General features: G+C 60.2%; 14 protein-coding genes and 1 pseudogene. 6 read left to right on the top strand and 9 right to left on the bottom strand.

What is annotated here, in order from left to right; all coding sequences use genetic code 11:
* Positions 1-76 precede the first annotated feature (76 nt).
* From GKZ67_RS24445 to GKZ67_RS06920, 4 genes are all read right to left on the bottom strand, one after another.
* The gene (locus GKZ67_RS24445) at positions 77-1,732 is read right to left on the bottom strand and encodes an OmpA family protein (RefSeq protein ID WP_173241697.1); all 1,656 of its coding nucleotides are present in this window, start codon (positions 1,730-1,732) and stop codon (positions 77-79) included.
* A 285-nt stretch (positions 1,733-2,017) separates the two neighbouring features.
* Entirely contained in the window at positions 2,018-2,374 is a 357-nt protein-coding gene (locus GKZ67_RS06930) for a hypothetical protein (RefSeq protein WP_173241696.1), read from the bottom strand.
* Positions 2,374-2,847 carry a toxin-antitoxin system YwqK family antitoxin gene (locus tag GKZ67_RS06925; RefSeq protein ID WP_173241695.1) on the bottom strand — a complete coding sequence of 158 codons (474 nt, stop codon included), beginning with the start codon at positions 2,845-2,847 and terminating at the stop codon, positions 2,374-2,376. The genes GKZ67_RS06930 and GKZ67_RS06925 overlap by 1 nt, the downstream gene beginning before the upstream one ends.
* Positions 2,848-2,883: 36 nt before the next feature.
* Entirely contained in the window at positions 2,884-3,810 is a 927-nt protein-coding gene (locus tag GKZ67_RS06920) for an SPFH domain-containing protein (protein ID WP_173241694.1), read from the bottom strand.
* Between the two features lie 74 nt (positions 3,811-3,884).
* Here GKZ67_RS06920 and GKZ67_RS06915 point away from each other — a divergent pair.
* From GKZ67_RS06915 to GKZ67_RS06900, 4 genes and pseudogenes are all read left to right on the top strand, one after another.
* Positions 3,885-5,323, top strand: a pseudogene (locus tag GKZ67_RS06915) (chloride channel protein).
* 185 nt (positions 5,324-5,508) lie between these two features.
* Entirely contained in the window at positions 5,509-6,642 is a 1,134-nt protein-coding gene (locus tag GKZ67_RS06910; protein WP_173241693.1) for a hypothetical protein, read from the top strand.
* Positions 6,643-6,899: 257 nt separating this feature from the next.
* Entirely contained in the window at positions 6,900-7,352 is a 453-nt protein-coding gene (locus GKZ67_RS06905) for a MarR family winged helix-turn-helix transcriptional regulator (RefSeq protein WP_173241692.1), read from the top strand.
* A gap of 37 nt (positions 7,353-7,389) precedes the next feature.
* Entirely contained in the window at positions 7,390-7,824 is a 435-nt protein-coding gene (locus tag GKZ67_RS06900; protein ID WP_217278705.1) for an organic hydroperoxide resistance protein, read from the top strand.
* Between the two features lie 92 nt (positions 7,825-7,916).
* Here the strand turns inward: GKZ67_RS06900 and GKZ67_RS06895 are convergent, their stop codons facing one another.
* Positions 7,917-8,333, bottom strand: coding sequence for a YtxH domain-containing protein (locus GKZ67_RS06895; RefSeq protein ID WP_173241691.1), 417 nt, complete (start codon positions 8,331-8,333; stop codon positions 7,917-7,919).
* A gap of 140 nt (positions 8,334-8,473) precedes the next feature.
* Positions 8,474-9,028 (bottom strand): CsbD family protein, encoded by a 555-nt coding sequence (locus tag GKZ67_RS24440; protein WP_173241690.1) that lies wholly within the window; start codon positions 9,026-9,028, stop codon positions 8,474-8,476.
* A 282-nt stretch (positions 9,029-9,310) separates the two neighbouring features.
* Here GKZ67_RS24440 and GKZ67_RS06885 point away from each other — a divergent pair, with 282 nt between their 5' ends.
* Both GKZ67_RS06885 and GKZ67_RS06880 read left to right on the top strand, forming a co-directional pair.
* Positions 9,311-9,682 (top strand): cupin domain-containing protein, encoded by a 372-nt coding sequence (locus GKZ67_RS06885; protein ID WP_173246524.1) that lies wholly within the window; start codon positions 9,311-9,313, stop codon positions 9,680-9,682.
* A gap of 201 nt (positions 9,683-9,883) precedes the next feature.
* The gene (locus GKZ67_RS06880; RefSeq protein ID WP_173241689.1) at positions 9,884-10,426 is read left to right on the top strand and encodes an RNA polymerase sigma factor; all 543 of its coding nucleotides are present in this window, start codon (positions 9,884-9,886) and stop codon (positions 10,424-10,426) included.
* Positions 10,427-10,508: 82 nt separating this feature from the next.
* Here GKZ67_RS06880 and GKZ67_RS06875 read toward each other — a convergent pair whose 3' ends face one another.
* The 3 genes from GKZ67_RS06875 to GKZ67_RS06865 are packed head-to-tail and all read right to left on the bottom strand — an operon-like array spanning position 10,509 to position 13,893.
* Entirely contained in the window at positions 10,509-10,949 is a 441-nt protein-coding gene (locus GKZ67_RS06875) for a response regulator (RefSeq protein ID WP_173241688.1), read from the bottom strand.
* Between the two features lie 32 nt (positions 10,950-10,981).
* Positions 10,982-11,803 (bottom strand): sensor histidine kinase, encoded by an 822-nt coding sequence (locus tag GKZ67_RS06870; protein WP_173241687.1) that lies wholly within the window; start codon positions 11,801-11,803, stop codon positions 10,982-10,984.
* On the bottom strand, positions 11,698-13,893 hold the full coding sequence (locus GKZ67_RS06865; RefSeq protein WP_173241686.1) for a PAS domain-containing protein: 2,196 nt from the start codon (positions 13,891-13,893) through the stop codon (positions 11,698-11,700). The genes GKZ67_RS06870 and GKZ67_RS06865 overlap by 106 nt, the downstream gene beginning before the upstream one ends.
* Between the last annotated feature and the right edge of the window lie 629 nt (positions 13,894-14,522).

Genomic DNA, 14,522 nt, shown 5'->3' with positions numbered 1-14,522 from the left:
GTTTACAGCTTCACCACCCCTCACAAAAAAGCAGCCCGCTCAAGCTGAGCGGGCTGCTTTTTTGTGGGGTGGGCGCTTACTTCTTGCGCTTCACCGGGGCCTTATGGGCGGGGGCTTTGCGGGCCGGAGCCTTCTTGGTGACGGCCTTTTTGACCTCTGCCTCCGAGGGCTCGGCCGGGGCCGGGCCGTACTTCACTTCGGCCGCGTTGGGCTCGCCGGTGAGGAAGGGGTCGAAGTCCACGCGGCGGTTCAGGGCCTGGCCGGCGGCCGTCTTGTTGTCGGCAATGGGCTTGGTTTCGCCGTAGCCGCGGCTCTCGATGCGGTCGGCCGGAATGCCTTTGCTCAGCATGTAAGCGCGGGCCGAAGCGGCGCGCTCGTAGCTCAGGCGCAGGTTATAGGCGTCATCGCCCTTGCTGTCGGTGTGGCCGGCAATGCTGAGCGAGTAGTCGGGGTAGTCGTTCATGATTTGCACCATCTGCTCCAGCTTCGGATACGAGGACGGCTTCAGGGTAGCCTTATCGAAGTCGAAGTTGATGTACTTGGTAGCCTCGTTGAGGATTTTCTTGGCCTCGGCCTTAATCTCGGGGCAGCCTTTGTTGGAGGCGGGGCCGGCGCGGTCGGGGCAGCGGTCCTGGTAGTCGGGCACGCCATCGCCGTCGCGGTCGAGCGGGCAGCCCGAGGCATCTACTTTCACGCCTGAGGGGGTGCCGGGGCACTTGTCAAGGTAGTCGGGCACGCCATCACCGTCGGCATCGAGCGGGCAGCCCGAGGCGTCGACGCGCACGCCGGCCGGGGTGTTGGGGCACTTATCGTCGGCGTCAGCCACGCCGTCGCCGTCAGCATCGGGGCAGCCCTGCAGGGCCACTAGACCCTTCACGGTGGGGCACTTGTCCTGGTAGTCGGCCACGCCGTCGCCGTCGGTGTCAACCGGGCAGCCATTGACGTCCACCTTCACGCCAGCGGGCGTATCGGGGCACTTGTCTTTGCGGTCGGGCACCCCGTCGCCGTCCATATCCTTGGCTTTGCCAAAGTTGGCGGTCAGGCCCGCCGAAAACTGCATGTAGCGGTCGTACTTGTTGAGCCAGGTAACGCTGTTGCTCGAAACACCGTCCAGACGGGCGTCGGCATCATCACCACCGCTGAACAACATATGCTGGCCAGCCTGGGCAAACAGGCTAACGCCCGGCGTCAGGCGGAAAGTCAGGCCTACTGCGGCCTGCGCATCAAACGAGCCGTAGCTCAGGTGGCTGGCTACGGTCGAATATGCCGCATAGCGGTCGGTATAAATGATTGATAAACCTGGCTGCAACAGGATATAAGGCTGAATAAAAGCATCCTCTTTCAGCGCCCAGCCATTATTGAGCTTGAACTTGAAGCCCAGGCCCAGCGAGGTAACATTGGCGTAGAAGCGGTGGGCGTTGGCCGGACCATTATACGGAGTGGTAAACGTGCCGCCCCCGCTCGGGTCGGCCGGATAGCGCAGCGTAGCCTGATTACCCGACAGGTTGATGTCGATGCCCTTGCTCAGGTAGTGGCTCAGGGTAAGGCCGCCACCATAGGTCAGGCTGCGGGTGTCCCAGTAGTTTTCGCCCAGGTCGCCGTGGTATTGCAGGGCCGATACATAGCCGCTCACGCCCCACTTGCGGTCGGCGCTCTGAGCCTGGCTGCGCGGCGCGGCGGCCAACAGGCCGGCCGCACTTAGCATCGCGGTTTTGAATAAGAGGTGCTTCATGATAAAAAGAAAGAAAAGCGCTGGTTAAGGGCAAAACCAGCAGGAAAAGATTGTAAAAGCCTTGAGAAGCAACAGCGCTACCGGCTGAGGTTGTGCTTAGACTTGGCCTTTACGCGAGAGAAGATATTTTGGCTGGATTAAACCTGTCTTATCATGAAATAGCGCATTGCTACTGCCAACCCAACTTAAAGTGCCGGCACAAAGATACTACCCTTACTGTTTAGCTTATACATCTGCGCTTCATGCGCGGAGTCCGGCGGCCCTTCACTTCTGCTAAAGAGTATGTTAGCGGTTACGTTTGCCGGTTGCCAATAAATCTACCGACATCTGGCAGGCGAAGGCCGCCGCTTCCCCATCGCGCTGGCCGGGCAAAAAGCGCCGGGGCAGCTGCTCGAGTGCCTGCACCAGCGCCGCCGAAACTGCCGGCAGCTGGGCCGATAGCAGTTCGGAAGCCCGCCCGCTGCCTCCCAGCGCCGCTACTAAGGCCGGATACAGGGCCGATAATACTACGGGAGACCGCACGCTGCCATCTTCGGCTACCTCGAAGTACACTTCAACATTCTGTGCTACAGGCGACGCGGCCACCAGTTCCCGCTGCATATACGAGAGGCGCAGCTGATGGGCCAAGTCGCTTTTCAGCATTACCTCTCCCCCGGATACAGGGGCGGCTGCTCATAGGGAGTATAAGGTAGCGGCTGGCCGGCTGGCCCATAGCAGTAGCCCAGCATTTCCTGGTTATCGGCATACGTTGTCTGGCGCTTAAGCGTGCCGTTAGGATAGTACACGAGCAGGCTGTGCCGTTGCCCGTTTATAAAATCTTCCCTCGACTGGAGCTGTCCGCTTTCATACCAGCAGGTAGCTACACCCCACTTTTGAGCATGCTGCCGGCTAAGAAATGGCGTATAAGACTTCAGCTGGCCCGAAGCGTAGTAAACCCGCAGCACTCCTGTCAGGCTGTCGCACTGCAGCACCTCCTGGCATTCTCCCTGCCTGCCCGTGCTGGAGCTTACGCGCTGCCACCTTGGGGGGTTGGGCGCAATACTATCGGCCGCCGGCTGCTGAGCCCAGCTGCTCAGTGGTAGCAGCAGGCATAGAAAACATAGTATTTTTACCATATTAAAGAACCCGTTAGCAGTTCCTTTACTTGCTCCTTAGCGGGCGGCCGGCCGGTCGAGGTGCTGCAGGGCGGTCATATTACGCAGGCTTTTTTCCAGGCCCTCGTTGGAGCCGTCGAGGAAGATAACGTTGCCTTTGCCCTGCTCGGCAAAGTGCTTGATGGCCTCGGTCCACATCGAGAAGTACACCAGCGAGGGGTCGAGGTTGTTTTCGGCCAGCTCCTGCACAGCGTGAGCCATACCCTTGGTTACTTCTTCGCGGAACAGCGCCACGCCCTGGCCACGTAGCTGGGCCGCGATTTTCTCGGCCTCGGCCGATATCTTGATGGCGTTGCCTTCTGCCTCGGCCGATTTTGTTTTGGTAATAAGCAAGGCCTGGCCTTCGTTTTCGGCGGCAGCCTTGAGATTATTGGAAGCCACCACCTTCGCCATCGACCGCATGATTTCCTCGTCGAAGGCGATATCATTCAATTGCAGGTCAATCAGATGGTAGCCCCAGCTTTCGAGGGTCTCATCGAGCTGGTCTTTTACGTGCAGCACGATTTCGCCGCGCAGGCTCAGCACCGCCGCCTGGCGCTGCGTAGCCACAAAGGCCCGGATGCTGCCCTCTACCGTACGGATGAGCGCCTGCATAAGGCTACGCTCATCTACAAACTTAAAAGCCACGTTCTTAATAGTTTCATCGGCCTGGTTCAGCACCGAGTACACGAGCATGGCCTTGAAGTTGACGTTGGCCTGGTCGATGGTAATGGCCTGAAACTCCAGCTCCAGCGAGCGGTTCTGAATAGAGATGCGCTTGAAAACTGTTTCAATAAAGGGAAGCTTGAAGTTCAGGCCCGGCATCATGACGCGCCGGTATTTTCCGAAAACCGTGACAACGGCCACGGTGCCCTGCGGCACAATGACGTAGCTCAGAAACAAGGTCAGCAGCAGCAGGCCGAGGAGCACCAGTGAAAAGCTCATGGGTGAGGAGCAAAAAGTGAGTAAAAAGCTGAACAGCCGGCAAGATAGGTGCTTTTGCCGAAGTCCGCTGGCGGGTGTATCGGCGGAGCAGAACAGTTATTACAGGCAGCTTGCCTACTTATTTTAACCACGCTTTGCCGCGCTTGGCTGGTAAGGCTGCCCTCCGTAGGCGTTGCGCTGCCCGGCACCCTGCCGGCAACAGCTTGGTCAACCCGTTACTTAGCGGCGTGGCTACTCCTTCTTTCTTTCGCGTACTCCGCTCCTTTCCGTCTGCTTCCGCCATCGATACGGCCTGGTTTACTGTGCGCTGGCTGCTGCTGGCGGCCCTGGTTGGGGCCCTGTCCGGCACTGCCTCTGCGGGCTTTCTGGTGAGCCTTGAGTGGGTAACCGCCTGGCGCGCCGCCCACACCTGGGCGCTGGCGCTATTGCCCGTGGGCGGGCTCGTGGTGGGGCTGTTCTACCATTATTCTGGCAATCGCGTGGTGCGGGGCAACAATCTTATTCTCGACGAGATTCATGCGCCCGCCGAGACCCTGCCCCTGCGCCTGGTGCCGCTGGTGCTGGGCGGCACGCTGCTTACGCACCTGCTGGGCGGCTCGGCCGGGCGCGAGGGCACCGCCGTGCAGATGGGCGCGGCGCTGGCCGACCAGCTGGCCCGCTGGCTGCCCCGGCGCGAGCGCCGGCTCCTGCTTATCGCGGGTATGAGTGCCGGCTTTGCCTCGGTGTTTGGAACGCCGCTGGCGGGCGCGGTATTTGGGCTGGAGGTGTATTTGCTGGGCCAGGCCCGCTACGAGGCCATTTTGCCGAGCTTCCTGGCCGCCGTGATAGCCGATGTGGTCACGCGCGCCTGGGGCGTGGGGCATACCGCCTACCCTACCCTGGCCACGCTGCCGCTTACCCTGGGCGGCCTCGCCTCAGCGCTAGCGGCGGGCGCAGTATTTGGGCTCGCTGGGCGGGTATTTGCGACGCTTACGCACGCTATTGCGCGGGTTTTTGCCCAGGCAATTGCTTATCCGCCGCTGCGCCCCGTGGTGGGAGGCGCTCTGGTAGCCGCCACCATGTGGGGCCTGGGCACCATGCGCTACGCCGGGCTGGGCATACCGGTGATAGTAGAGGCATTTCAGCACCAGCTGAGGGCCCCCGATTTTGCCCTCAAGCTGCTGCTGACCGCCCTCACGCTGGGAGCCGGCTTCAAGGGGGGGAAGTAACGCCGCTTTTTTTTATTGGAGCGGCGCTGGGCTCGGCGCTGGCGGGCATCCTGCCGCTGCCAGTGGCGCTGCTGGCAGGCATGGGCTTCGTGGGAGTGTTTGCGGGAGCGGCTAATACGCCGCTGGCCTGCCTGCTGATGGGGCTCGAATTATTCGGGGTTCAAGCGGGTATTTACTTGGGTATAAGCTGCGTGACAGCGTATTTATTCTCGGGCCACAGCGGTATCTACAGCTCGCAGGTGATAAGCCAGGCCAAGCGGCCGCTCCTGAGCCGGCAAGCCGGGAGGCCGCTTGGTAAGCTGTAGGCCGCGGGCCTGACTGGCAGCTTTCGCCGGTGGGGCCAGAAAATATCAAATCATTAGCCGCGTCTGCTGGTTGAATGGCGGATTAAGAACTAATGCTTGTTAGAAGATTACGCATTCTGGCGCTGCTGGTGCTACCTGCCCTGGCTGCTCAGGCCCAGTCTCCGCTGCCGACCCCTGCCGACTCCGTGCCCCACCCTACCAGGGACGTGGGGGACCTGGCGCGCCAGCTGTTTCCGCGCCGCCACCCCAAGCCCTCAGCCGCCGACTCTACCCAGCCGCGCCAGGTCAAAACCCACTCGCTGGTACCGCTGCCCGCCGTGGCCTACACCCTGGAAGCCCGATTTCTGGCCACGCTCACTACCAGCTACACCTTTCAGCGGCCCCTGGCCAACCTCTCGGCGCTCTCCGCTACGCTCACTTATACGCAAAACCAGCAGCTTATTCTGGCCTTTAATGGTCCGCTCTGGACCAGCCACAACCGTAGCCTCTGGCTGGCCGACTATCGCCTGCTGCACTACCCGCAGCAGACCTACGGACTGGGCAGCAATGCCAGCATCCACGATGCTATTGGCATGGACTACAACCTGTTGCGGATTCACCAGAGCTATTACCACCAGGCAGGTAAAACAGGTAGCCTCTATATAGGCGGCGGCTATTTCTTCGACACGCGCTGGAATATCGTAAGTGTAGACGGCAACGGGCGGTCCCTATCCCAGATTTCGGGCTACCAGCCGGGCGTAAGTGGGCGCTCTACCTCCTCGGGCCTGGTGGTGTCGGTGCTGCGCGATGCCCGCGCCAATCAGCTGCACCCGGCCGCTGGCGAAAGCTACCTGTTTCTGGCACTGCGGGCCAATGTGCAAGCCTTGGGCTCCGATGCCAGCTACCGGCTTTTGCAAGTCGATACGAGGCGCTACCTGGCGGCCGGCTCGCATGGCAACGTATTGGCTTTCTGGTTGTATGGCGATTTTACTACCGGCCAGGCCGCGCCTTACCTCGACCTGCCCGCCACCGGGTGGGATACCTATAGCGTTACCGGCCGGGGCTACATTCAGGGCCGCTTTCGCGGTACCAGCCTCGTGTATGGGGAAGCTGAGTACCGCTTTAATCTGACGCGCTCACGGATACTCGGCGGCGTGGTCTTCGTCAATAGTGAGTCGGCCCGCAATCCCAGCACCGGTTACGGACGGGTGGCCCCGGCCGCCGGCACTGGCCTGCGGATATGTTTAAGCAAGAAGGCATCTACCTACCTGGCAGTGGATTATGCCTGGGGAATTCAAGGGTCACAGGGAGTATTTTTTAACCTGGGCGACGTGTTTTAAGACAGCTTTTTCCCGAATCAGCCGCGGCAGTTAGCGCGGTTTCCAAGTCCGGGTACAGATTAGCTGGGGTGGTCTGCCTACTTTTCGCCGGCAGACCACCCAGTTCATGGATTTAGAAGCTAGTCTATGCTCTAGCCGCTATTAGCGCGGCTTTCCAAATCAGCGACCAGTCGCCAGCGCTTCAGCTAAGGAAGCATGATTTAAATTGTGCACAATCAAACATTGCGCAACTAAAGCTGGTTTGGTCCCCGAACGCCATGAGTACCATTCCTACTTCCAACCCAGCCAACTCTCTACTGAAGCTGACCAACCAGCTGTGCTTCCCGTTTTATGCCATTTCGCGGCAGCTGACCAAAGCTTATCAGCCTTTGCTGCAGGAGCTGGGGCTTACGTACCCGCAGTACCTGGTATTTCTGCTGCTGTGGGAATATGGGCGGCTTACGGTGAAGGAGCTGGGCGAAAAGCTGCTGCTCGATTCGGGAACGCTAACCCCGCTGCTCAAGCGCATGGAGCAAAAGCAGTGGCTTAGCCGCTGTCGCGCTCCCCACGACGAGCGCCTGGTAGTGGTTGAGCTGCTGCCGGCCGGGCGCGCCCTGGAAGCTCAGGCCCGCTGCATCCCCACTCAAATGCTGGAAAAGCTACACATGAGCCCGGCCCAGGCCGGTGCCCTGCGCGCTCAGCTTATTCACCTACTTGCTCAGTTGGCTTAGTCCAGCTATTTTTTCACCCAAACACTTTTAGTACCTTATGAAAATCCAGAAAGTTTTCACCGCCCAGGCAAAAGCCGAAGGTGGCCGCGATGGCCACGTCACCAGCGCCAACAATGTGCTCGACCTTACCCTGAGCACGCCCAAGGAAATGGGCGGCCCCGGCAAGGCCGGCGCTACCAACCCCGAGCAGCTGTTTGCCGCCGGCTATGCTGCTTGCTTTGAAGGCGCGCTAGGCGTAGCCGCCCGCCAGGCCAAGCTAAGGCTGGAAAAAGTAACCGTGGAAGCGCTTATCGGCTTTGGCCAGGCCGAAGATGGCGGCTATGGCATATCGGCCGACCTGCACGTAAACCTGCCCGGCCTGGAGCAGAAGCAGGCCGAAGCGCTGGTAGAAGCCGCGCATGGTATCTGCCCCTACTCGCGCGCCACCAGGGGCAACATTGAGGTTAGCCTCACTACCACCACCAACGCGTAAAGCACTTATTACCAAAGCAAGGACGTCCGTCCGGCTGCCCAGGGCAGCCGGACGGACGTCCTTGCTTTCTGACTGTTTTCTAAACTTAGTATTTACAAGGCACGGTGGCGGCCCTCGCCGGCATCGCCATCGTAGTCGAGGTCGTCGCGGTTGTGGGTGCCATAGTCCTCATCACCGGCTATCGACCGGTGATTGCCCGCCCCTTTTGGGGTAGCCAGGTCGCCGGGCTCGGCGTCGTCCTTGCCGCCCATCGAGTTGAAGAGGGCATCAGCGCTGCGGCGGTCCTCACTCACTGCCGCGTCGTGGTTGGTACTGGATGGGGCTTCATGCAGCTTGGTAAGGGCCTCCTTTGCCAGCTTGCCAAGCTCGTCGCCCCACTTACGAGCCGATGCCAGAAGCCCGGCACGGGCTTCTTCCCCGGTTTCGGGAGCTAGCAGCAGGCCGGCCACTATACCGGCCGTGGCCCCGGCCAGAAGCGAAACAATGACTTTTCCGTTGTCGCTGGGCATAAGTGAAAAGAAGTTAGAAGTGAGGAAATACCTGCTAAGCGCGTCAAAGTTAACGATTAGCGCTAACCGATGGTTGACTTATAACACAAAACCCCGCGCCGAATGGCGCGGGGGTTTTGTGGCTTTATTTTAAAGGCCGTTTAGGCTTTATGTGCGTTGTCGGCACCCTTTTGGGTAGCATCAGCGCCTTTTTGAGCGGTATCTGCGCCTTTTTGGGCGGCATCAGCACCTTTCTGGGCTACGTCCTGACCTTTGCCTGCCAAGTCGTTGATAATTTTAGTAACTTCTGACTTGCCTTTGCCAAGCTTGTCTTGCAGCTTGCCCACGAGCTCGTCGCCTTTGCCTTCGGCATAGGTCAGGTCCTCATCGGTAAGCTGGGCATACTGCTGCTTTAGCTTGCCCTTGATGTCGTCCCAGTTGCCTTTGATGTTGAGGCTGCCGCCAGCCCCCAGCACCCCAAGGTCTTCGAGCTTGTCAGACAAGCCTTTGAATTTAGTTTCGAGGTCAGCGCTATACTTGTTGAACTGCTCACCCAGCTGCCCGCCGTAGTTTTTAGCGGTGCCTTTCCAGTTTTCGAGCGTGGCCGAGCCTTTATCGGGGGCCAGCAGAATGCCAGCAATGATACCGGCGCTAGCGCCAGCGAGGGCGGCGAGGAGAATTTTGCCTGCGTTGTTATCTTCTTCGCGGTACGACATGAGAAGGAAAAGAAAAAGTGTAAGGTGAAGTGGTCGGGGCCGGCTCGGTACTGGCCGTCAGCCCGGTTTTGGCAGCTATACGGGTGCCGTGGCGAGGGGTTGGGGTAGCGCCTTATTTTATTGCCGGCAGCAGTCTTCCTTACCCGGCTGCGCCATCGCCGGTGTATACCCAGCTTTGCCTGCTGGCGGCCACCCGGCACCACGGGCAAGGCGCCCCCGGCCGGCCCACTGCGCGGGGCCCTTACTTTTGCCGCTTCCGCCCACCTTCTACTTCCCCCCTTGATGGCTTCCGAGAAAAAATACGTTCGCAATACCCAGCCTTTTGTAGTGCCTACCACCGATGGCAAGCTCATTGAGGAGCACATTGGCCTGGCCAGCACGAGCACCGGCTTATATAGCGTGGCCCATATGGTAGCGCCGCCGCAGTGGAGCGAGCCGCACCAGCGCCCCGAGTTTGATGAGGTAACCATTGTGGTGCGCGGCCGCAAGCGCTTCGAGATTGACGGCGACATAGTAGAGCTGCAGGCCGGCGAGTCGCTGCTGATTAAGGCCGGGGCCCGCGTGCGCTACTCCAATCCTTTTGAGGCGGAGTGCGAATACTGGTCGATATGCGTGCCAGCCTTTAGCCCGGCTACCGTGCACCGCGAGGAATAGCGCCTTTGCACCCGGCGGCGCTGTCCCCGGCCCATGAAGCGGCCCTTCTGCCTTAGCGCGGAAGGGCCGCTTTATTGCTACACGCGGCATCGGCCAAGGCGGTAAAAGTTCCTGAAAAGCGCCTTATTTATTTTTCAGCTTATTAAATCCGCTGTCTTAAAACGGGCCGTAAGTGGGCAACTTCCACCCTTCCTTGCATTAATGGAACTTCTTGAGCAAGAAGCAGAAAGCCAACTTATTCAACGCCTGTATGCCCGTGATGAGACGGCCATGGCCTTTTTTTATAAGAACTACCGGGCGGCCCTCTATCATACTATCTGGAGCATTGTGCGGCACGATGAGCTAGCCGAAGACATCCTGCAGGAGTGCATGCTGAAGTTCTGGCTGGCTTTTCCGACGTACGATGCCAGCAAGGGACGGCTTTTTACCTGGGCCATCCAGATTTGTCATAACCTGGCTATTGACCGGCTGCGTGCGCAGCGCCGTACCGCGCAGCGCACGCACTCGCTTACGGCTGATTTGCACGGCGGCCTGGCAGCAGCCATTACCTTTCGGCCCGAGCATATCGGCGTGCGCGACTGGCTGCAGCTGCTCACCCCCGCCGACCGCCAGCTGCTGGAGCTGCTTTACCTGGAAGGCTACACCCAGCTCGAAACCGCTGAGGAGCTGAAGCTGCCGCTGGGCACCGTCAAAACCCGCGCCCGGCGCATTATCCGCACCCTGGCCCGCGTCATCGCTGAATAAACTACTGGATAACAAACACTTGCATACACCTCCATTGAGCAAGCCGGCAGATTGCCTCGGTTAAGCCGCTTGTGGCCGCCACCTAAGGGAGCGGGCCGTTATTTATCCTCCGCAGACTGGCCGAAGTGGTCTTGCAGTATCTGCTTGAGTTTGTCGCGGGTAAGGGCTTGGTGAGGTAGCCGGCAATGGGCAGGCCCTTCATTTGTGCCACGTCGTGCAGGTGCAGGGAGGTAGTGAGCATGATAATGACCACCGTGGGGTTTTGGCGTTCGGGCCGCTGGGCGTAGGCTTTCAGAAACTCGAAACCGTTCATCAGCGGCATTTTCATATCGAGCAGAATAAGGGCCGGGCAGGTGGGTGAGTCGGACAGCTCGCAATGAGTATGCAGCAGGTCGAGGGCCTCCTGGCCGTTGCCGGCTACCAGCACGGTGTCGCTAATGGCCATGCGCCGCAGCAGGGCTTGATTAAGGAAGTTGGTAGTGTCGTCGTCGTCAACGAGCAGGGTGCAGGATATAGCGGCCATAGCGGGTCAAGCAAGAAAAGGTAGCAGCAGTACTACGCAAGCGCAGCAGCAGGTTGGGACAGGAATACGAAAAAAGTAGTGCCGGCCCCGAGCTGGCTATGCACCTCAATGCGGCCCCCGGCATTCTCGACTATGCGCTTGACCATGTAGAGGCCGATGCCAGTGCCCTCCACGTGGTCGTGGAAGCGTTGGAACATCGTGAACAGGCGGGGCAGGTGAGCCGGCGCAATGCCCAGGCCATTATCATGCACTTCGAGCACGAGGTGCCCCGTACGCACGTGGGCGTGCACGTCGATATGGGGCGTGCGGTCGGGGTGGCGATATTTGAGGGCGTTGCTGAGTAGGTTATACACAATGCTACGCAGGTTTTTCTCGGAGAACTGTAGTAGTGGCAGCGCCGACACATCGACAGAGAGCCGGGCGCCGGCGGCCTGCAGCAGCGGCAGCAGGTCTTGCCGAACGTCCTCTACCACAGCGGCCAGGTCGACCGCCGTGGCAATGGGGGCGTGTTCTTTCTGCAGCTTGGATACCTCCGTGAGGTGGTCGATGGTGCGCTTGAAGCGCTCTACCGCATCGAGCATGCGGGCCAGGGTGGGGCCCACCTCCTCCTGCCGGGCTACGTCGAGAGGCAATTCATCCTGCAAAATATATAGCAAACCCTCAATATTATAAATGGGTGCTTTAAGGTCGTGCGAGGCAGTATAGATGAAGTTGTCCAAGTCTACGTTGGTACGCGTAAGCTGCTCATTTACCAGGCTAAGCTCCTCGGCCAGCGCCAGCGCCTGCTGGCCGCCCTCCTCCACCACGCGCCGGGCCTGCACCTGGTCGGTGACTTCGTGGGCAAAGACCAGCACCCCGTCCAGTGCCCCTGGGTGTTGCGGCGGGCCTGGTACGTAAAGGTAAAGAACAGCTCCTCCAGGGGTCCGTTGTCGTGGCGGGCCAGCAGCAGGGGCATTTCCTGGGCCACCAGGGTAGTGCCGGTGGTGTACACGCCGCGCAGCTGGTCGAGAATAGGCGTACCGAGCAGCTCCGGCAGGGCCTCCAGCACCGGCTTGCCGAGCAGCGTGCGACCGGGGAAGACCCGTTGGTAAGCCGGGTTCACAAGCTGATACACCAGGTCGGGGCCGTCGAGGATAACAATGGGGGCTGGTGCCTCCATAAAGAGGTGGTAGAGCTGCTGCCGCTCGGCCTCGCGCTGCTCACGGGCCTGCACCTGCTCCGTGACGTCGAAGGCAAAGATGGAGATGCCGGCCACCTGGTCGTTTTCGCGATAGGCCTGATAAGTAAACGTATAGTACACCTGCTGGGCCGGGCGACCATCGGCCGGCTCCAGGCGCATGGGCAGCTCCTGGCCGAAAAACGTTTCGCCGGTTCGATACACGCGGTCGAGCTGGGTCAGGAAGCCGGCCGCCCTGGTTTCGGGCAGGGCCTCGGCCACGGAGCGGCCAGTGAGCTGGCGCTCGGGGAAGAGCTGCTGATAGGCAGTGTTAACGTACTCAAACTGGTGCTGCGGCCCGCGCAGCAAGGCCACGGCGGCAGGAGTATCGGCCAGAATGTGAAACAGCGCCTCGCGCTCCTGCGCCTGCCGCTGGGCGGCGGCCAGCATTTCGGCTTGCAGCGCTTCGGCCTGCTTGCGGGCGCGCACCCGCTCCGTTACGTTAACGGCAAAGCTCATCACGCCTTCTATCTGCCCGGCAGCATCGAACTTGGGCTGGAAAGTGACGTCGAAATACTCGTCGTGCAACTCCCCATCCTCGAAGCGGTCGAGGCGGCGGACAGTCTCGAAAACATGCACGGGATGGCCGGTGCGGTACACCCGGTCAAACGGCTCCTGCTGCTCCTCGGGCAGCTCGGGTAGCGCCTGGCGGCGGGGCAAGCCCAGCAGCTTCCGGTTGGGCAGCATTTCCTGGGTGCGGGGGTGCACCAGCGTCCAGATATGGTTGGGCCCCTGGAAGAGGTTAATCTGGGCCGGAGCCTGGCCAAAAAGTCGCAGCAAGCGGTTGCGCTGCTCCTCGGCTTCGGCGCGGGCGGTTTCCGCTTCCCGGGTACGCTGCTGCACGCGGGTCTCCAGCTCCTGATTGAGCTGCTGCACCTGCCGCCGCGCAAGCACCTGGGCAGTAATGTCATAGGAGAAGTCCAGCAGCCCGTAGATGTGGCCTTCGGCATCGCGTAAGGGATGCAGAAAGAAATTCAGGTAAAGCTGCTCCGGCTGGCCCGTGCCCGCCAGGTCGAGCCAAAGCTCCTGCTCCGGGATGTGATAGGGCTCGCCGGTGCGGTACACGTGGTCGAAGGCTGCTTCTAACCCCTGCTCAGCCACCTCCGGCAGCACCTCCCGAAACGGCCGACCCAGGTAGCGGCGGGTAGGAAACGGCTGGGTATAGCGGGTATTTACAAAGTCGTAAACGTAATCGGGTCCCTGGTAGGTAGCAACCTGGGCGGGTAAGTGCCGCAGTATTTGCTGCAAGTGGCGGCGCTGCGCGTCTACCTCGGCCCAGGCCTGCTGCTCGCGGGCCTGGCTTTCCCGCAGCTGCGCTTCCGTACTGAGACGGTCAGTGACATTCACCACGTGGTGAATAATACCCGAAACCATTCCTTGCGCATCAAGTACCGGCGAGTTGAGAGGCTCCCAGTAGCGGGCTACGAAGGCGCCGGGCGTCGTGGGGTCGGGCACATCATAATGTTGCAAGGCCATCTGGTGGGGTTGCCCGCTCTTGAGTACCTGTTGCAGGGAAGCACTCAGATTCGCTACGCTCCGGGCTTCCGGGGTAGCTGGGTTATCCGGGAAAGCCTCAAACATGTACTGCCCAATGAGCTGTGACCGCGTAGTGAGCGTAGCTGCCAGGTAGGCGTCGCTCACGGCTTCAATTCGCAGGGCAGGCGAGAGCAGCAGATAAGCCCCAGGTAAGGCGTCGAAGACGGCGAGCAGGTCAGGAGAGCCGGGCATGGGGCACAGGATAGCGTAGTAAGTAGATAGTCAGCAGTTGGGGCTGGATGAAGCCGCACACCCCCGGCCTTTGGGCAGGCAGCACAGGCCGTTTGCTAACAAATATCGGCCCTACTCGTCCGCTGCCTGGTGACCTTCAGAAGAGCCTGCGCCAAAGTTGCCTTTAGGCGACAGCCAGAGTGCCCTGTTAGCAGCTTACGCTATTCTCCCCAGTAGAAAAGTAACAGGCACAAAAAAAGCTGCGCCACCCGGCACGAGCTTTATTGAATTATACGTGATTCAAAGGCAATTTTTTGAAAAAACGGGGGTAGATTTAGTGGCAGGCGCATGCTAAATCACTAGCTATTTTAGCCCCGGTACTGGGCTACATATTCAGTATGCTGACGCTGACCTGGTTCGAGGCGCCGCCGTAGCGCTACAGCAAGTTCAGGTGCTGGAGCGTGGCGTGGGCAGGGCACCCTCGTGGCTGAAGCGGTCGAGGATCCAAAATAGCACCAGGGCGAAGCGCCGCTTAAACTGGCTGTGGTTAGCCGTACTGCCCGACTTCTCCTCGATGTATTCCTTATAGATATTCCAGTCCTGGATGAGGGCGTAGCGGCGTAGGTTGAGCAGTTGGTTCTCGGTGCTCT

Origin of the sequence: Hymenobacter sp. BRD67 (assembly GCF_013256425.1) — a bacterium.
In the GTDB taxonomy this organism is placed as follows: Bacteria; Bacteroidota; Bacteroidia; order Cytophagales; family Hymenobacteraceae; genus Hymenobacter.
Note: the sequence above shows the minus strand (reverse complement) of the source record. Positions and strands in the feature narration are given on the sequence as shown.

Coding starts and splice junctions, on each gene's coding strand:
- GKZ67_RS06895 (WP_173241691.1), bottom strand. CDS start 8,333: ATGCCCAGCGACAACGGAAAAGTCATTGTTTCGCTTCTGGCCGGGGCC.
- GKZ67_RS06885 (WP_173246524.1), top strand. CDS start 9,311: ATGGCTTCCGAGAAAAAATACGTTCGCAATACCCAGCCTTTTGTAGTG.
- GKZ67_RS06905 (WP_173241692.1), top strand. CDS start 6,900: ATGAGTACCATTCCTACTTCCAACCCAGCCAACTCTCTACTGAAGCTG.
- GKZ67_RS06880 (WP_173241689.1), top strand. CDS start 9,884: ATGGAACTTCTTGAGCAAGAAGCAGAAAGCCAACTTATTCAACGCCTG.
- GKZ67_RS24445 (WP_173241697.1), bottom strand. CDS start 1,732: ATGAAGCACCTCTTATTCAAAACCGCGATGCTAAGTGCGGCCGGCCTG.
- GKZ67_RS24440 (WP_173241690.1), bottom strand. CDS start 9,028: ATGTCGTACCGCGAAGAAGATAACAACGCAGGCAAAATTCTCCTCGCC.
- GKZ67_RS06925 (WP_173241695.1), bottom strand. CDS start 2,847: ATGGTAAAAATACTATGTTTTCTATGCCTGCTGCTACCACTGAGCAGC.
- GKZ67_RS06930 (WP_173241696.1), bottom strand. CDS start 2,374: ATGCTGAAAAGCGACTTGGCCCATCAGCTGCGCCTCTCGTATATGCAG.
- GKZ67_RS06865 (WP_173241686.1), bottom strand. CDS start 13,893: ATGCCCGGCTCTCCTGACCTGCTCGCCGTCTTCGACGCCTTACCTGGG.
- GKZ67_RS06920 (WP_173241694.1), bottom strand. CDS start 3,810: ATGAGCTTTTCACTGGTGCTCCTCGGCCTGCTGCTGCTGACCTTGTTT.
- GKZ67_RS06900 (WP_217278705.1), top strand. CDS start 7,390: ATGAAAATCCAGAAAGTTTTCACCGCCCAGGCAAAAGCCGAAGGTGGC.
- GKZ67_RS06875 (WP_173241688.1), bottom strand. CDS start 10,949: ATGGCCGCTATATCCTGCACCCTGCTCGTTGACGACGACGACACTACC.